Origin of the sequence: Lentzea tibetensis (assembly GCF_007845675.1) — a bacterium.
GTDB lineage: Bacteria > Actinomycetota > Actinomycetes > Mycobacteriales > Pseudonocardiaceae > Lentzea > Lentzea tibetensis.
This window is the reverse complement of sequence record NZ_VOBR01000029.1, coordinates 1-14,000: the sequence shown is the minus strand read 5'-3', so window position 1 is coordinate 14,000 and position 14,000 is coordinate 1. Positions and strand designations below refer to the sequence as shown.

The 14,000-nt window shown below is 69.6% G+C and carries 13 protein-coding genes; 5 read left to right on the top strand and 8 right to left on the bottom strand.

What is annotated here, in order from left to right; translation table 11 throughout:
- Positions 1-23: 23 nt before the first annotated feature.
- On the top strand, positions 24-293 hold the full coding sequence (locus FKR81_RS34020; RefSeq protein WP_146358341.1) for a hypothetical protein: 270 nt from the start codon (positions 24-26) through the stop codon (positions 291-293).
- Between the two features lie 693 nt (positions 294-986).
- On the opposite strand, the gene prcA is transcribed toward FKR81_RS34020, so the two are convergent.
- The 5 genes from prcA to FKR81_RS33995 all read right to left on the bottom strand — a co-directional run bounded on the left by prcA (position 987) and on the right by FKR81_RS33995 (position 6,925).
- Positions 987-1,748, bottom strand: a complete 762-nt coding sequence (gene prcA / locus FKR81_RS34015) for a proteasome subunit alpha (protein ID WP_146358340.1) — start codon at positions 1,746-1,748, stop codon at positions 987-989.
- A gap of 43 nt (positions 1,749-1,791) precedes the next feature.
- The gene (gene prcB, locus FKR81_RS34010; RefSeq protein WP_146358339.1) at positions 1,792-2,640 is read right to left on the bottom strand and encodes a proteasome subunit beta; all 849 of its coding nucleotides are present in this window, start codon (positions 2,638-2,640) and stop codon (positions 1,792-1,794) included.
- Positions 2,641-2,695: 55 nt separating this feature from the next.
- Positions 2,696-2,890 carry a ubiquitin-like protein Pup gene (locus FKR81_RS34005; RefSeq protein WP_146358338.1) on the bottom strand — a complete coding sequence of 65 codons (195 nt, stop codon included), beginning with the start codon at positions 2,888-2,890 and terminating at the stop codon, positions 2,696-2,698.
- 80 nt (positions 2,891-2,970) lie between these two features.
- Positions 2,971-4,464, bottom strand: coding sequence for a depupylase/deamidase Dop (gene dop, locus FKR81_RS34000; RefSeq protein WP_146358337.1), 1,494 nt, complete (start codon positions 4,462-4,464; stop codon positions 2,971-2,973).
- 82 nt (positions 4,465-4,546) lie between these two features.
- Entirely contained in the window at positions 4,547-6,925 is a 2,379-nt protein-coding gene (locus tag FKR81_RS33995) for an FtsX-like permease family protein (RefSeq protein WP_146358336.1), read from the bottom strand.
- 109 nt (positions 6,926-7,034) lie between these two features.
- On the opposite strand from FKR81_RS33995, the gene FKR81_RS33990 reads away from it, so the two are divergent.
- Positions 7,035-7,526: an NUDIX domain-containing protein gene (locus FKR81_RS33990; protein ID WP_146358429.1), complete on the top strand. Its 492-nt coding sequence runs from the start codon at positions 7,035-7,037 to the stop codon at positions 7,524-7,526.
- On the opposite strand, the gene FKR81_RS33985 is transcribed toward FKR81_RS33990, so the two are convergent.
- From FKR81_RS33985 to FKR81_RS33975, 3 genes are all read right to left on the bottom strand, one after another.
- A complete protein-coding gene (locus FKR81_RS33985) occupies positions 7,492-8,112 on the bottom strand; it encodes a hypothetical protein (protein ID WP_146358335.1) in 621 nt (206 codons plus the stop codon). The two genes, FKR81_RS33990 and FKR81_RS33985, sit on opposite strands and share 35 nt — an antisense overlap.
- A 42-nt stretch (positions 8,113-8,154) precedes the next feature.
- Positions 8,155-9,054 (bottom strand): aldo/keto reductase, encoded by a 900-nt coding sequence (locus tag FKR81_RS33980; RefSeq protein ID WP_146358334.1) that lies wholly within the window; start codon positions 9,052-9,054, stop codon positions 8,155-8,157.
- Between the two features lie 61 nt (positions 9,055-9,115).
- Positions 9,116-10,177: a glycoside hydrolase family 5 protein gene (locus tag FKR81_RS33975; protein ID WP_146358333.1), complete on the bottom strand. Its 1,062-nt coding sequence runs from the start codon at positions 10,175-10,177 to the stop codon at positions 9,116-9,118.
- Between the two features lie 186 nt (positions 10,178-10,363).
- On the opposite strand from FKR81_RS33975, the gene FKR81_RS33970 reads away from it, so the two are divergent.
- The 3 genes from FKR81_RS33970 to FKR81_RS33960 all read left to right on the top strand — a co-directional run bounded on the left by FKR81_RS33970 (position 10,364) and on the right by FKR81_RS33960 (position 13,718).
- Positions 10,364-11,422 carry a sensor histidine kinase gene (locus tag FKR81_RS33970; RefSeq protein ID WP_235921954.1) on the top strand — a complete coding sequence of 353 codons (1,059 nt, stop codon included), beginning with the start codon at positions 10,364-10,366 and terminating at the stop codon, positions 11,420-11,422.
- Positions 11,419-12,069, top strand: coding sequence for a response regulator (locus FKR81_RS33965; RefSeq protein ID WP_146358332.1), 651 nt, complete (start codon positions 11,419-11,421; stop codon positions 12,067-12,069). The genes FKR81_RS33970 and FKR81_RS33965 overlap by 4 nt, the downstream gene beginning before the upstream one ends.
- Before the next feature lie 599 nt (positions 12,070-12,668).
- Positions 12,669-13,718, top strand: coding sequence for an IS110 family RNA-guided transposase (locus tag FKR81_RS33960; protein ID WP_146358331.1), 1,050 nt, complete (start codon positions 12,669-12,671; stop codon positions 13,716-13,718).
- Positions 13,719-14,000 lie beyond the last annotated feature (282 nt).

The following is a 14,000-nucleotide window of genomic DNA, read 5'->3' as shown; positions in this document are numbered from 1 at the left end:
GGCGCGACCGCGTCGGTCCGCCGGTGCGGTCGCGGCTGGCGCGGCCGCGCCAGTCCGGCGGTGCGGCCGACGCGGTCGCGGCCGCCGGCCGGCTGGCACGCGGCTGGCGGTCGGCTGACGCGGTCGCGACTGGCGGTCAGCTGGCACGGTCGCGGCTGGTCGCAGCTGGCGCGGTCACGGCTGGTCGCAGCTGGCGGCACGGTCACGGCTGGCGGTCGGCTGACGCGGTTGCAACTGCCGGTCGGCCAGCGCGGCTGACGTGGCCGCGACTGCCGATCGGCCAGCGCGGCTGACTCGAACCGACCGCTGGTCGAACGGCGCGGCAGACCCGATCGCAGACCGCTGATCGGCCAGCGCGGCTGACGCGTTCGATGCGCTACGAGGCTCGCAGTCGGGGCATGGCGTGGCGGAAAGCGAGGCGCGCCAATGGGGTGCACGGCACTGGTGGCCAGCATGATCATGCTGCCGGTCGTGGCGGTTCGCAGCCATGGGCTCACGGCTGTCCGCTCGCGATCGTGCGCTCGCGGTCACCGACTTCGCGGCCCGCGGCTCACGGCCATGAGCCCTCGCTCGCGGTCACGGTCACCGACTTCGCGGCCTGCGGCTGACGGCCGTGGGCTCGCGGTCATTGGGTCGCAGCCGTCGGCGGGTCGCAGCCGTCGGCTCGCCATCCGCTGCTCACGGCTCGCGCTCATCGGCACGTGGTCCACGGCTCTTTGCCCTCGACTCACGGCCCTCGCCCCTCGACTCACTCCCGAGGGGCCATACAGCGGTGGCTGCTCAACCACGCCCACAGCCAGCCTGAGCCCCACGCCGCCCCCGCGTTCCTCTTCCTTGCGGGAACGAACGGGCCCACCCCTTGCGTTCCTCACGATCGGGCGATGTGGACAGTCACCGAGTGTGAGATCGCTACAGGCAACTCACGCGATGAGGGGGCCTCCCCAGCAGCTGCTGGAGAAAGCCCCCTCACCGGCGTGTTCTGGGAGTTACGACTCCGAGTCGGTCTCCGGCAGCTCCACGTCGACCACTTCCTCGCCCGCCGCGGTCTTCGGCAGCAGCTCGGTCAGTGCGGCTCCGGTGATGCGGCGGAACGCGCGGCGTGGGCGGGCGCGTTCGAGTACCGCTACTTCCAGCTTGTTGGCCGGCAGGATGTCCGCGCTTCCGTTGCCGGTCGACGGGGAGCCGGTGCTGAGGGCCTTGACGGCGACCGAGAAGGCGTCGGCGAAAGTCATGCCTTCGAGGTAGCTGTCCTTCAGGGCCGAGTTCGCGGCGTCGGTCTGGCCGCCCATCACGATGTACTGGGGCTCGTCGACGATGGAGCCGTCGTAGGTGAGCCGGTACAGGGTGTCGTGTTCGGGTGTGTGGCCGACTTCGGCGACGCAGATCTCGACCTCGAACGGCTTGATCTGCTCGGTGAAGTACGTGCCGATCGTGGTCGCGTAGACGTTCGCGAGCGAGCGGGACGTCACGTCACGCGGGTCGTTCTGGTAGCCGCGGATGTCCGCGAACCGGATGCCCGCCTGGCGCAGGTTCTCGAACTCGCTGTAGCGGCCGACCGCGGCGAACCCGATGCGGTCGTAGATCTCCGACACCTTGTGCAGCGTGCTGGAGGGGTTCTCCGCCACGAACAGCAGGCCGTCGGCGTACTTCAGCACGATGACGCTGCGGCCCCTCGCGATGCCCTTGCGGGCGTACTCGGAGCGGTCGCGCATCACCTGCTCTGCCGAGGCGTACAACGGCATCGTCACTGGTGGTGCTCCTGACGTCGAACCTGATGGGGACTGTGGGAGATCAGCCGGCCGGTCGGGACCGGCGGCCTTCCACGACGGCTTCGGCGATCACCGACGTCCGCTCCTCCGGCACCTCGACGGCGCCTTCGGGCCCGGTGATCGTGACGACGATCGGGAAGATCTTCCGGACCAGGTCGGGTCCGGACGTCGCCGAGTCGTCGTCCGCCGCGTCGTACAGCGCCTCGATGACCGTGCGGATCGCGGCATCGGCGTCCGCGTCCGGGTCGTAGAGCTTCTTCAGCGCCGACTTGGCGAACAGCGAGCCGGAGCCGACGGCCTGGTAGCCGAAGTTCTCCTCGTAGCGCCCGCCGGTGACGTCGTACGACACGATGCGGCCCGCCCGCTCGGGGTCGGCCGCCTCCGTGTCGAACCCGGCGAACAGCGGCACCACAGCAAGGCCTGCCATGGCCGCATCCAGGTTGCCCCGGATCATGGCCGACAGGCGGTTCGCCTTGCCCTCGATCGACAGCGGGACGCCCTCGATCTTCTCGTAGTGCCGCAGCTCGATCGTGTAGAGCCGGACTATCTCGACCGCGATGCCCGCGGTGCCCGCGATGCCGACGGCCGAGTGGTCGTCGGTCACGAAGACCTTCTTCATGTCGCGCTGGGCGATCACGTTGCCCATGGTCGCCCGGCGGTCACCGGCGATCACCACGCCACCCTTGAACGTCACCGCGACGATCGTCGTCCCGTGCGGCGCCTGGATGGTGCCCTCGGGGAGCTTCCGCCCGCTGGGCAGGAGCTCAGGCGCCTGAGCGCGCACGAAGTCGGTGAACGACGACGAGCCCGGCGTGAGGTACGCCGGGGGCAGCGCCGCGGCCGGGTAACGCCCGGTCGAGCTGTTGTCCATGTGTTGCTTGTTCTCCCGTCCCCGTCCAACAGGTCAGCGAGGCCTCATCGGAGGCTCACTGACCGCCCTTCTGCACGTACGCGCGGACGAAGTCCTCCGCGTTCTCCTCGAGCACGTCGTCGATCTCGTCGAGGATCGCGTCGACGTCCTCACCGAGCTTCTCGCGACGCTCCTGGCCCGCGGGCGCCGCGCCCTCGTCACCTTCGTCGCCGTCGCCGCCGCCCTGCTTCTTCGTCTGTTCCTGGGACATGTCGCCTCCCGGTCTTACGCCCTGGCAAGAACACTACCCAGCGGCACCGACAAAAGTCCTCAGCCACTCGGGTTTCGTGATCACCCTCTGGTGAGCGCGTCCACGAGCTGCTCGGCGGTGTCCGCCGCCTCCAACAACGCTCCGACGTGGGCTTTCGTGCCCCGCAACGGCTCGAGAGTCGGAATGCGGACGAGTGACTCACGCCCGAGGTCGAAGATCACGGAATCCCACGACGCCGCTGCCACCGAGTTGGGGTAGCGCTCGAGGCACCTGCCGCGGAAGTACGCACGCGTGTCCTCCGGCGGAGCGAGGATCGCGGCACGCACCTCCTCCTCGCTGACCAGGCGCTTCATCGAGCCGCGCGCGACCAGCCGGTTGTACAGGCCCTTGTCCAGCCGGACGTCGGAATACTGCAGGTCAACGAGGTTGAGGCGGGCTGAGCCCCAGGCCAGTCCGTCGCGCTGGCGGTAGCCCTCCAGCAGCCGCAGCTTGGCCACCCAGTCGAGCCGGTCGGCGCACTCGTTCGGGTCACGGGCGAGTGCGTCGAGGATCTCGCCCCACGTGCGCAGCACGTCGCGGTCCCCGATGCCCTCCTTCTCCACGAACTGCGAAGCGCGTTCGTGGTAGGCGAACTGCAGGTCCAATCCGGTGAACTTGCGGCCACCGGTCAGCTCGACCTTCACCTTGAGTGTCGGGTCGTGGCTGATCTGGTGGACGGCGCGCACCGGGTCGACGAGGCGGAGGTCGTCGAACCGCTGACCGGACTCGATCATGTCCAGCACGAGCGCCGTGCTGCCGAGCTTCAGGTACGTCGAGTACTCGGCCAGGTTCGCGTCACCGATGATGACGTGCAGGCGGCGGTACTTGTCCGCGTCGGCGTGCGGCTCGTCGCGGGTGTTGATGATGCCGCGCTTGAGCGTGGTCTCGAGGCCGACCTCGACCTCGATGTAGTCGGCGCGCTGCGACAGCTGGTAGCCGGCCTCCTCGCCGGCGGCACCGATGCCGACGCGGCCGGAGCCGGTGATGACCTGGCGCGACACGAAGAACGGCGTCAGGCCGGCGATCACGGCCGTGAACGGCGTGCTGCGGGACATCAGGTAGTTCTCGTGCGTGCCGTACGACGCGCCCTTGCCGTCGACGTTGTTCTTGTACAGCTGCAGGCGGGGCTGGCCGGGGACGGTGGCGGCGCGCATCGCGGCCTCCTCCATCACCCGCTCGCCCGCCTTGTCCCAGATGACGGCGTCACGCGCGTTCGTCACCTCGGGAGCGGAGTACTCCGGGTGCGCGTGGTCCACGTACAGCCGGGCGCCGTTGGTGAGGATGACGTTCGCCGCGCCGAGGTCCTCGACGTCGGAGTCGGACGGGTGGCCGCCCGGTGCCCCCAGGTCGAACCCCCTGGCGTCCCGCAGCGGGGACTCGACCTCGTAGTCCCAGCGAGCGCGCCGGGCGCGAGGTATGTCCGCCGCCGCCGCGTACGCCAGCACGACCTGAGTAGATGTGAGCACCGGGTTCGCGGTCGCGTCGCCCGGCACCGAAATGCCGTACTCGACCTCGGTTCCCATGATCCGCCGCATACCGCCACCCTATGCCCTGCCTGAGGTGCCGTTAGGGGCACCCTTGAGACGCTTGTCGTCGCGAGGGTGCCCCTAACGGATGTCAGCCAGACGCTAGACCGGCGGCCGGGCGGATGCGAGAAGCGCTGCGTGACGGCCCGAACGCGGCGAGAACCGCGAGCACCACCACGATCGCGCCGCCCACCAGCAGCGGCAGCACCACGGAGAAGCCGGGCAGCGGGGTGTGGTCGTCGAACGCTCCAGTTGAGACGAGCGCCAGCTGCGCGTACCCGAACCCGAGCGCCCCACCGCCGATCACGCCGACGAGCGCCAGCAGCACGGCCTCGGAGATGACGCCGCTCTGCACACCACCCCGCGTCACGCCGAGTGCCCGCCGCAGAGCCAGTTCCTTGCGCCGTTCCTGCACCGAGATCGTCAGCGCGGTGCCGATGCCGGTCACCGCGACGGCGACGGACAGCCCGAGCAGCACCATCATCAGCACGGTCCCCAGGTGCAGGTACCGGTCGGCCTCGGCGCGCTGGTCGGCGGCGGTCTGCACCACGACGGTCGGCGACGACGGCAGCGCGGCCTGCACGGCGGCGCGGTAGGCGTTCGGGTCGGTTCCCGGCTTCAGTGCGACGAACACCTTGGACAGCTCACCGATCGACGTGTCGGCGACGATCGCCGCGGGCCAGCCGAGCGCGTCGGACGGCACGCTGCCGACGACCCGGTAGGACTTCCCGGCGACGGTGACGGAGTCCTGCTGCCGCATGTGGTCGGGCAGCAGTGCGGTGCCGGGCGCGAACGCGTCGGCTGACCCGAGGTTCTGGGCCTTCAGCCACGCCTTGAGCCGCTCGGGATCGGCGCCGAACGTGTCGCCGTTCTTGTGCACGGCGACGCTCGCGGCGACCTGCGGCTGGTCGGGGATCCGCGGCAGCGGCCGGTCCCCCGCGTCGGTCACGATCGCGTCCGGGCGGGCCTCGTTGCCGAACTCGTCGGCCATGTTCGTGGCGGTGCCGGTGACGGCGACGAAGAACGTCACCATGGAGCTGGCGAGCAACAGGGGCAGCGCCACCGACGCGGCCCGTTGCGGCATCCTGCGCACCTCGGCGGACGCGAGCTTCCACTGCGTGCCGCCGAACTTGGCGAACAGCCGCGCGATGGCGGGCACGGTGACCGGGCCGAGCACCCAGAACAGGCCGGTCACCGCGAAGATCGCGGAGAACGTCGCGGAGAACAACGCCCCGGTCGAGCCCTTGCCCGCGATCGCGCCGAACGCGAGCAGCCCGGCGAACCCGGTCACCAGCAGCCCGAACACCGTGCGCAGCCGGCGCACGGAGCGCGACGGCACCTCGTTGTCCGACGTGCGCAGCGCGGCGAGCGGCGACACCCGTGACGCGCCCAGTGCGGGCCGCACGGCGGACATGGCGCTCAGCGCCGCCGCGACGCACACGCCGAGCACGATGTGCCCGACCGACGGCAGCAGGGCCGGGCTCAGCTGCACGGCGCCGAACAGCGCGGAGATGCCGGTCAAGTCGAACGTCCTGGCCAGCGCCCACGCCGTCGGACCGGCGAGCAGCGCGCCGACCACGCCGGCGAACGCGCCGGTGATCAGGGCCTCGGCGAGGCTGCGGCGCACCAGCGGGCCGCGCTGGGCGCCGAGGCAGCGCAGCAGCGCCGTCTGCCGCTGGCGCTGCGCGTACACGGCGCGGAACGTCGCGGAGGCGACGAACACCGCGGTCGCCAGCGCCAGGATGCTGAACGGCAGCAGCACGACCATCAGGTCGCCGCCGATCGAGTCGGCGTCCGGCGACGGTGAGGACACGACGTACGCGCTGCCCGCGGCGGCCTGCACCGCCTCCTGCTGCCCGCCGACCACCCACACGTCGGTGATGGACGGCTTCGGGTCGAGCTTGCGCGCCAGGTCCACCCCGGCGACCAGCACGGGCCGCGAGTCCATGCCGCCGCGTTTGGTGATGCCGCTGACCACCACGTCGATCGGCTTGCCGGACGCGTCGGCGACCTGGACCCTGTCCCCCGGCTTCAGGCCGCGGTTGTAGGCGGTGAGCTTGTCGACCGCGACCTCACCGTCAGCGCCGGGTGAGCGGCCCTCGCCGATCGGGATGCGCCGCAGGTCGGTCTGCTCGACGTCGACCTCGGCGCGGTGGTCGCCCGCGCGGCCGTCCGCGTCCAGCAGGTCCGCCTGGACCTGCTCCACCGGCACCGCCCGGCCGGCCGCCGACAACCGCGCCACCAGGGCGTTGTCGAGCTCGGCCTCCTCGCCCGGCGCGACGTGCACCACGTGGTCCACAGTGGACGGGGTGACGGGCGCGCCCTCGTCGACGGACTTGCCGAGCGTGTCGCTCAGCACCAGTGCCGCGAGCAGACAGGCGACCCCGACCACCAGGGCGACACCGGGCAGCAGCGCCCGTCCCGGCCGGGCGCGGAACTCGGCGATGCCGAGCCGCAGCGATGTGAACACGGATCCTCCTCGAAGTCGTTCACGACGAACGTAGGAAGACGGGCCGTCAGCGGGCGTCGGACTCGGGTAGCACGCCGGAGTACGCCTGGAGGAGGATCACCGGGTGGAGATGATCAGCCGGTACGACGAGCGGGGCGCGGTGGTCGGCGAGGTGAGCCGGGCCCGGATGCGCGCCGAGAACCTGTGGCACGGCTGCGTCGTGATCGTCGTCCGCTCGCTCGACGGTGAGCGCGTCTACGTGCACCGGCGCACCGACACGAAGGACATCTTCCCCGGCCTGTACGACTGCGCGGCCGGTGGCGTGATCGACGCGGGCGAGTCGCCGGACGCCGCCGCGGCGCGCGAGCTGGCCGAGGAGCTCGGCGTCCGGGTGCCGGTGACGTTCCTGTTCCGGACCGTCTACGTGGACGACGCGACGCGCTACCACGCGTGGTTCTACGAGGCGCGCAGCGACGGTCCGTTCACGCACCAGCCGGAGGAGGTCGCGTGGGGCGGCTGGATGCCGTTCGACGAGCTGAAGGCGAAGATCGAGGACCCGGAGTGGCCGATGGTGCCGGACGGCCGCGCTATTTCGCGGGAATGGCTGCGACGAGGCGAGTGACGACCTCGCGCGCCCGCTCCACCGAGACCGTCTCGAACTTCAGCGACACCACGACGTCGTCGCGCCAGACCAGCACGCCGCAGACACCGCGGCCGCCCGCCCGAGGCTCGCACCAGCCCGCCTGATCGCCGGGCAGCGTCATCTTCTCGGCGCCCGCGCACTTCAGCTCGGGCTTGCCCATGGCCGCCGCGTGGACGGCGATCTCCTGGTCGAGCCTGCTGGCGCCACTCGTGCTCTTGGTGACGATCCGCTGCCTGCGCGCCTCGCCATCGGGAGCCAGGTCCGCCTGGTCACCGCACAGCGTGAGCAGCGGCGCGTTCATCTCGACCGGCGGTTCCTGGACCTCGAGCCCGTCCGCGGTGAGCGCGGCTTTCGGCAGCGCGAGCGTCTTCGGGTCCCTGGTGGGTTTGGCGGGTTTGGCCTTCGCGTCGCGGATCTCGACCCGGCCGATGACGGAAGGGCTCGTCGTCGTGGTCGTGGTCACGGTCGGCTCGTCACCCGCGAACCCCCGGCGCAGCGGCGGACCGGCGGAGCACCCGGACACGACCACCAGCGCTGCCAGCACCACCACAGCCGCCCGCCGCACGACACTCCCCCTCCGCAAGGTTGATCTGCGGCAACCTATCGCTCAGTCCCACGACAGCGACGCGCGGGTCGCCCAGTACCGCTCCGGCGGCTCGGCGAGCGGTGGCAACGTCATGCGGGGATCCAGGACGACGCGCAGAGCGTCCATATTGGACTTGAGCTGCTCGGGGCTCGCCGCGCCGGACAGCACCACGTCCACCCACGGCTGCTCCAGCACCGCGGCGAGCGCCACGGCGTCCGGCCCCACGCCCAGCTCCTCGGCGACCGCGCGGACGGGTTCCGGCGGCTGGACGACGAGCCTGCCGTTGGCGAGACCTTCCTTGACCAGCACGGTGAGTCCGGCGTCGTGCGCCTCGGCGAGCGCGGGCGCGGCGGAGGGTTCGAGAACGTTCCAAGTGGACTGCACGGCCGAGAAGACGTCCAGGTCGAGCGCTTTCCTGATGGCGTCGGCCTGCCTCGGTCCCGAGGTGGAGAAGCCGAGCTGGACGCCGATGTCACGCATAGCCTTGTGCAGCTCCGTGTCGTCGAACAGCGGGCTGTCGACGGTCAGCGAGTGCACCTGGTAGAGCGAGACGGCGTCACCGAGCAGTGCGCACGTCTCGCGCCACTGCCGGGTGAACCGGTCGAGCGAGTGCTCCTTGACCTCGTGCACCTCGGCGTCGGGCCGCCAGTCCGCGACGTACTCGTAGCCCCACTTGCTGGAGACGACGACGTCGCCGTGGCCGCGCGCGGCGAGCCAGGAGGCGAGGAAGTCCTCGGAGAGCCCGTAGGAGCGGGCGGCGTCCACCCAGCGCAGTCCGGCGTCGTAGGCGGTGTCGAGGACGCGGTGGCACTGCTCGCGCATCGAGGCGACGTCACGTGACGCGGGCAGCGCGTCCTCACGACCGAGGTTGATGTAGGCGGGACGGCCGAGCGCGGCCAGTCCGAGAGCGAGTTCGGGCACCGCTCCAAAATAGATGAACGGCGGCCCCTGACAGGCCGCCGTTCACCCCTTCACCGCGAGATCAGAAGTCGTCCGCCGTACGAATCCGATCACGCACCCACACGCCCGCCGGCTTCAGCGGACCGGTACCCGTGAAGCTGTTGCCAGCACAGGTGCCGCCCTTGAAGACCGCGCCGGAGCGCTTGTCGTCCGAGAAGTTCCAGTTCGTCCAGCTGATCTTCTTCGCCTTCATCAGATCGATGTACTTCTGCGAGGTGGCGAAGTCGTTGCCGCCGTCACCGGAGGCCGTCTGGGTGCCGAACTCGGTCACGAAGACCGGAACCTGGTCCGCCACCTTGGACAGCGTGTTGATGTACTCCTGCTTGTGGGAGTTCGCGTAGAAGTGGAACGTGTACATCAGGTTCGTCGCCTTGATGGGGTTCTTGATCACTTCCTGCGGGTCCTTGCCGTCCGACAGCCCGAAGGTCGACCAGCCGTGGGTGCCGACGAGCACCAGGCTGTCCGAGTCCTCCGCGCGGATCGTCGGGATCAACGCCTCCGCGTAGGACTTGACCTTCGGCCACGACACGCCGTTCGGCTCGTTGGCCATGTCGTAGATGATGTTGGTCTTGTCCTTGTGCCGTGCCGCGATCTCCTTGAAGAAGGTCTTGGCGCGCGACAGGTTGTAGTTCGGGTCGCCCGGCGAGAGCTGGTGGAAGTCGACCAGCGCGTACAGGCCGCGCTTGGTGGCCTCCTCGATGTACCCGTGCACCATGTCGGTGAACTTCCGGGGGTTGGTCTCGTACCCACCCTCCTGGACGTACATCGCGATGCGGAGGACGTCCGCCTTCCAGTCGTTCGCCAGCGCGTCCAAAGACGCGGTCTTGATGCACTGGCTGTACCACTGGATTCCGTGCGTGCTCATGCCGCGCAGCTGGATCTGCTTACCGCTTTGGTTGCAGAGCCGGACGCCGCACACCTTGAGCTGGCCGTTGACAGCCGCGGGCGAACCCGGAGGCAGGGCAGCCGCTGCGACGTTCTGCGCCTGCGGTTCCGCCTCAGCGGCCGAAACCGCCGTGACCGGGACCAGAAGCGCCGCAACGAGTGCCACCGCTGCCTTGAGGCGGCCGTTGTGCCATGCCATTCAGCTTCTCCTCTCGGAATGCTGGCGGCGACGGATTAGATAGGTAAGTTTCCTTACCGTTTGGATCCTCGGAACTTTAGTGACCCGCCTCACGGCCCGTCAAGCACTTGACACCGAGAGTCACCGCTCCCCAGCTCAGACCACGGTCCGAGGCACTGCGCCTCCGCGCTGACTACTTTCGACTCCGTGATCGCGAAACTGCACCTCTACCTGCTGGACGTCGCGGCCGCGCTGGTGATCGCCTTCCTGTGCGGCTACGCGATGCTGGAGCGGCAGGACCCGCCGCTCTGGCAGGTGGTCCCGCTGGCGCTGGCCATCGGCCTGCCGGTGGCGGTGCGCAGGTGGTACCCGCTGACGACCATGACCGTGGCGTCCGCGGCCACCGCCGCCGCGGTGCTCACGACCGCGATCCCGGTGGAGGCCATCGGCGCTCCCCTGGCTTCCCTGTGCGTCTGCCTCTACAGCGTGGCGGTGGAACGCCCCCGCACCCACTCGCTCCTGGCGGGCGCGGCCTCAGTCGTCCTGATCGGCTTGCTCGGTTCGCTGACCGAGGTCGCCCAACTGTCGCTGGCACTCGCCGTCGCGTGGGTGATCGGCTACACGACCCGCGTACGCCGCTCGTTCGTCACCCGCGAGGCCGAACAACAGGCCGCCCAGGCCCTGACCGACGAACGCCTGCGCATAGCCCGCGAGCTCCACGACATCGTGGCCCACAACCTGTCCCTCATCGCGGTGAAGGCATCGACCGCCGCACACGTCCGCTCCCCGGACGAGGCCTTCGACGCCCTGGCCGTCATCTCCGACACCAGCCGCACCGCTCTGGCGGAGATGCGCCACCTGCTGGGCGTGCTGCGCTCAGACGCGTCCCTGGCCCCCGCACCGGGCCTGGCGGCCCTGCCCGACCTGGTCGACCGCGCCGCGATGGCAGGCGTCACGGTGTCTCTGGACGTGCGGGGCTCACTGGACGTCCCACCCGGCGTGAGCCTGTCGGCGTACCGAATCGTGCAGGAGTCGGTGACGAACGTGGTGAAGCACGCCACCCCGGCGTCCTGCGCCGTGTCCGTGGAGATAACCGACGCCTTGGTGCGCATAGACGTGACCGACGACGGCCCAGGCTCCCTGGCCCCGATGGGCCACGGCCTGCTGGGAATGCGCGAGCGCGTGGCCGTCTACGACGGTACTTTTTCAGCCGGACCGCTTGCGGCAGGGGGATTCCAGGTGCGAGCGGAGCTGCCCTACCGATGATTCGCGTCGTGATAGCGGACGACCAGGCCCTGCTGCGCGGCAGCTTCCGCCTGCTGGTGGACAACGAGCCGGACCTCACCGTGGTGGGCGAGGCGGGCACCGGCGCCGAAGCCGTCTCCGTTGTGGCGCAGACAAAGCCCGACGTGGTGCTCATGGACATCCGCATGCCCGAGATGGACGGCATCGAGGCACTGCGTCGAATTGTCGAGGGCCGCATCACCGATGCGCGGGTGCTCATCCTGACCACGTTCGACCTGGACGAGTACGTCTACGGCGCACTCCGCGCCGGCGCCAGCGGTTTCCTGTTGAAGGACACGCCACCCACAGACCTGCTCGCAGCCATCCGCGTAGTGGCGGCCGGAGACGCCCTGCTCGCCCCTTCGGTCACCAGACGCCTGATCTCGGAGTTCAGCAACCGCCCCGAGTTCACCGTGCCACGCGGCCTCGAGCGCCTCACCGACCGCGAGCGCGAGGTGCTGACGCTGATCGCGAAAGGCTTGTCCAACACCGAGATCATGGGCCACCTGCACCTGAGCACGGGAACGGTCAAGACGCACATCGGCAACCTGCTGTCGAAGCTGCACGCCCGCGACCGAGCCCAACTGGTGATCGCCGCCTACGAGTCGGGCCTGGTCCAAGCGAGGTAGGCGACGCGCCGCAGCGGGGCCAGCGCACCACGCTCTCGCAGGCGTCCCCTGGTGCGGAGAACCCCCCGATCCATGCTCCCAGCCAGCACTGACAATCCCTGCGCCGCAGGCACGCCAGCCACCAACCGGGGTGCGAAAGCCTGCGCTTTCTGCGGCGCGGCGGACACCCGCAAACGAAGCGAAGCCAGCACACCAGCGGCCCACCACGAAACCGGCAGGTGCCAAGGGAGCGCCGCCCAAAGGCACGGGCACCACAGGAACACCGCGCCAACCAGCGGGCACCAAGAGCACAGCGAACCGGCGCGAACCAAGCGAGCACCACCCGAACCGGCAGGCACCAAGTGAGCCCGACGAAACAGAGAGGATGTGGCGGCGGGATCGCCTGGGTTGGTCTGACCCTCGACGAAACTGACCGTGGTGTCCTTTGCCGGATCTGTCGTCCGGTCCGGGTGGTCTCGCGTGCACGTCACCAGGCGGGCGGAAGTGACCTGATAGGAGCCTGTCGCCACAGGACCCATCTCTGTTCTGTCCGCCCCGCCCGGCCCGGTGCGTGCCGCCCCCGACACGATCTCAGCGAGCAAGGGACGGCAGGTCTCACCATGCCCGATCCGCACACCTCTGCCCACACACAGATCGTCGGCGGAGTCGACACCCACACCGACACCCACCACGCCGCCGCCCTCGACCACCACGGCCGCGTCCTGGGCGACGACGAGTTCCCCGCCACCCCCGACGGCTGCGCACAGCTACTCAGCTGGTTGTCCAGCTTCGGCCCGGTCACCACCGTCGGCGTCGAAGGCACAGGCTCCTACGGCAAACAACTCGCCACCCTGCTGCGCCGCAACAACATCGAGGTCCGCGAAGTCTCCCGACCCAACCACGGCAAATCCGACGCCATCGACGCCATCAACGCCGCCCGCACCACGCTCTGCGGTGACGGCACCGCCACACCCAAAACAGCCACGGGACCAGTCGAGTCCATCCGCGCCCTGCGCATAGCCCGCACCGGCGCGGTCAAAGCCCGCCCCGCCGCACTCAACGAACTCACCAACCTGATCACCACAGCCCCCACCGCGCTACGCGAAGCCTTACGCCACCACAAAGGCACAGCACTGCTCACCGCCTGCACCGCACTACAACCCGACACCACCGCCCTCGCCGACCCCACCCACGGCACCATGCTCGCCCTGCACACCATCGCCGAACGGATCACCAGCCTCAACCAGCACATCCGCCATCTCGACAAACACCTCGACCAACTGGTCGCGGCCACCGCCCCGACCCTGATCGGACTGCTCGGCATCGGCACCGACGCCGCCGGCCAGCTTCTCGTCACCGCAGGCGACAACCCCGAACGCCTGCACAGCGAAGCCTCCTTCGCCAAACTCTGCGGCGTCGCCCCACTCGAAGCATCCTCCGGACGCACCGACCGCCACCGCCTCAACCGCGGCGGCGAACGACAAGCCAACCGCGTCCTCCACATCGCCGTCGTCGTCCGCCTGCGCTACTGCCCCCGCACACAGGCCTACCTGCAACGACGCACCGAACAAGGCCTCACCAAACGCGACATCATCCGCTGCCTCAAACGCTACGTCGCCCGCGAAACCCACACAGCGATCATGAAAGACCTCGCACTAGCCACCGCTTGACATCTATAGGAGCATCCGGCAGGTGCCAAGGGAACACAGCAAAAACCGGCAGGTACCAAAAGAAGGAGCGCCCGCCGCACTCCCAACCCACGCACTGCCAACCGGACGCGGCCCCCGAGCACAAACCGGCAGCCAAATAATCCCAAGCATCCGAAGGGCAGGGGGTGGGGAGGGGCTCGCGGATCAGGCGCAGCCTTGCCATATTTTCAGGTCGGGGTCAAGACGTCTTTTTGTCTTGACCCCGACCTGAAAATATGGCCACCTCTGGTGATCCGCGAGCCC

Bases quoted from the DNA above. Each gene is read 5' to 3' on its own strand.
- prcB (WP_146358339.1), bottom strand. From the start codon at position 2,640: ATGGACAACAGCTCGACCGGGCGTTACCCGGCCGCGGCGCTGCCCCCG.
- FKR81_RS34005 (WP_146358338.1), bottom strand. From the start codon at position 2,890: ATGTCCCAGGAACAGACGAAGAAGCAGGGCGGCGGCGACGGCGACGAA.
- dop (WP_146358337.1), bottom strand. From the start codon at position 4,464: ATGCGGCGGATCATGGGAACCGAGGTCGAGTACGGCATTTCGGTGCCG.
- FKR81_RS33990 (WP_146358429.1), top strand. From the start codon at position 7,035: ATGATCAGCCGGTACGACGAGCGGGGCGCGGTGGTCGGCGAGGTGAGC.
- FKR81_RS33975 (WP_146358333.1), bottom strand. From the start codon at position 10,177: ATGGCATGGCACAACGGCCGCCTCAAGGCAGCGGTGGCACTCGTTGCG.
- FKR81_RS33965 (WP_146358332.1), top strand. From the start codon at position 11,419: ATGATTCGCGTCGTGATAGCGGACGACCAGGCCCTGCTGCGCGGCAGC.
- FKR81_RS33960 (WP_146358331.1), top strand. From the start codon at position 12,669: ATGCCCGATCCGCACACCTCTGCCCACACACAGATCGTCGGCGGAGTC.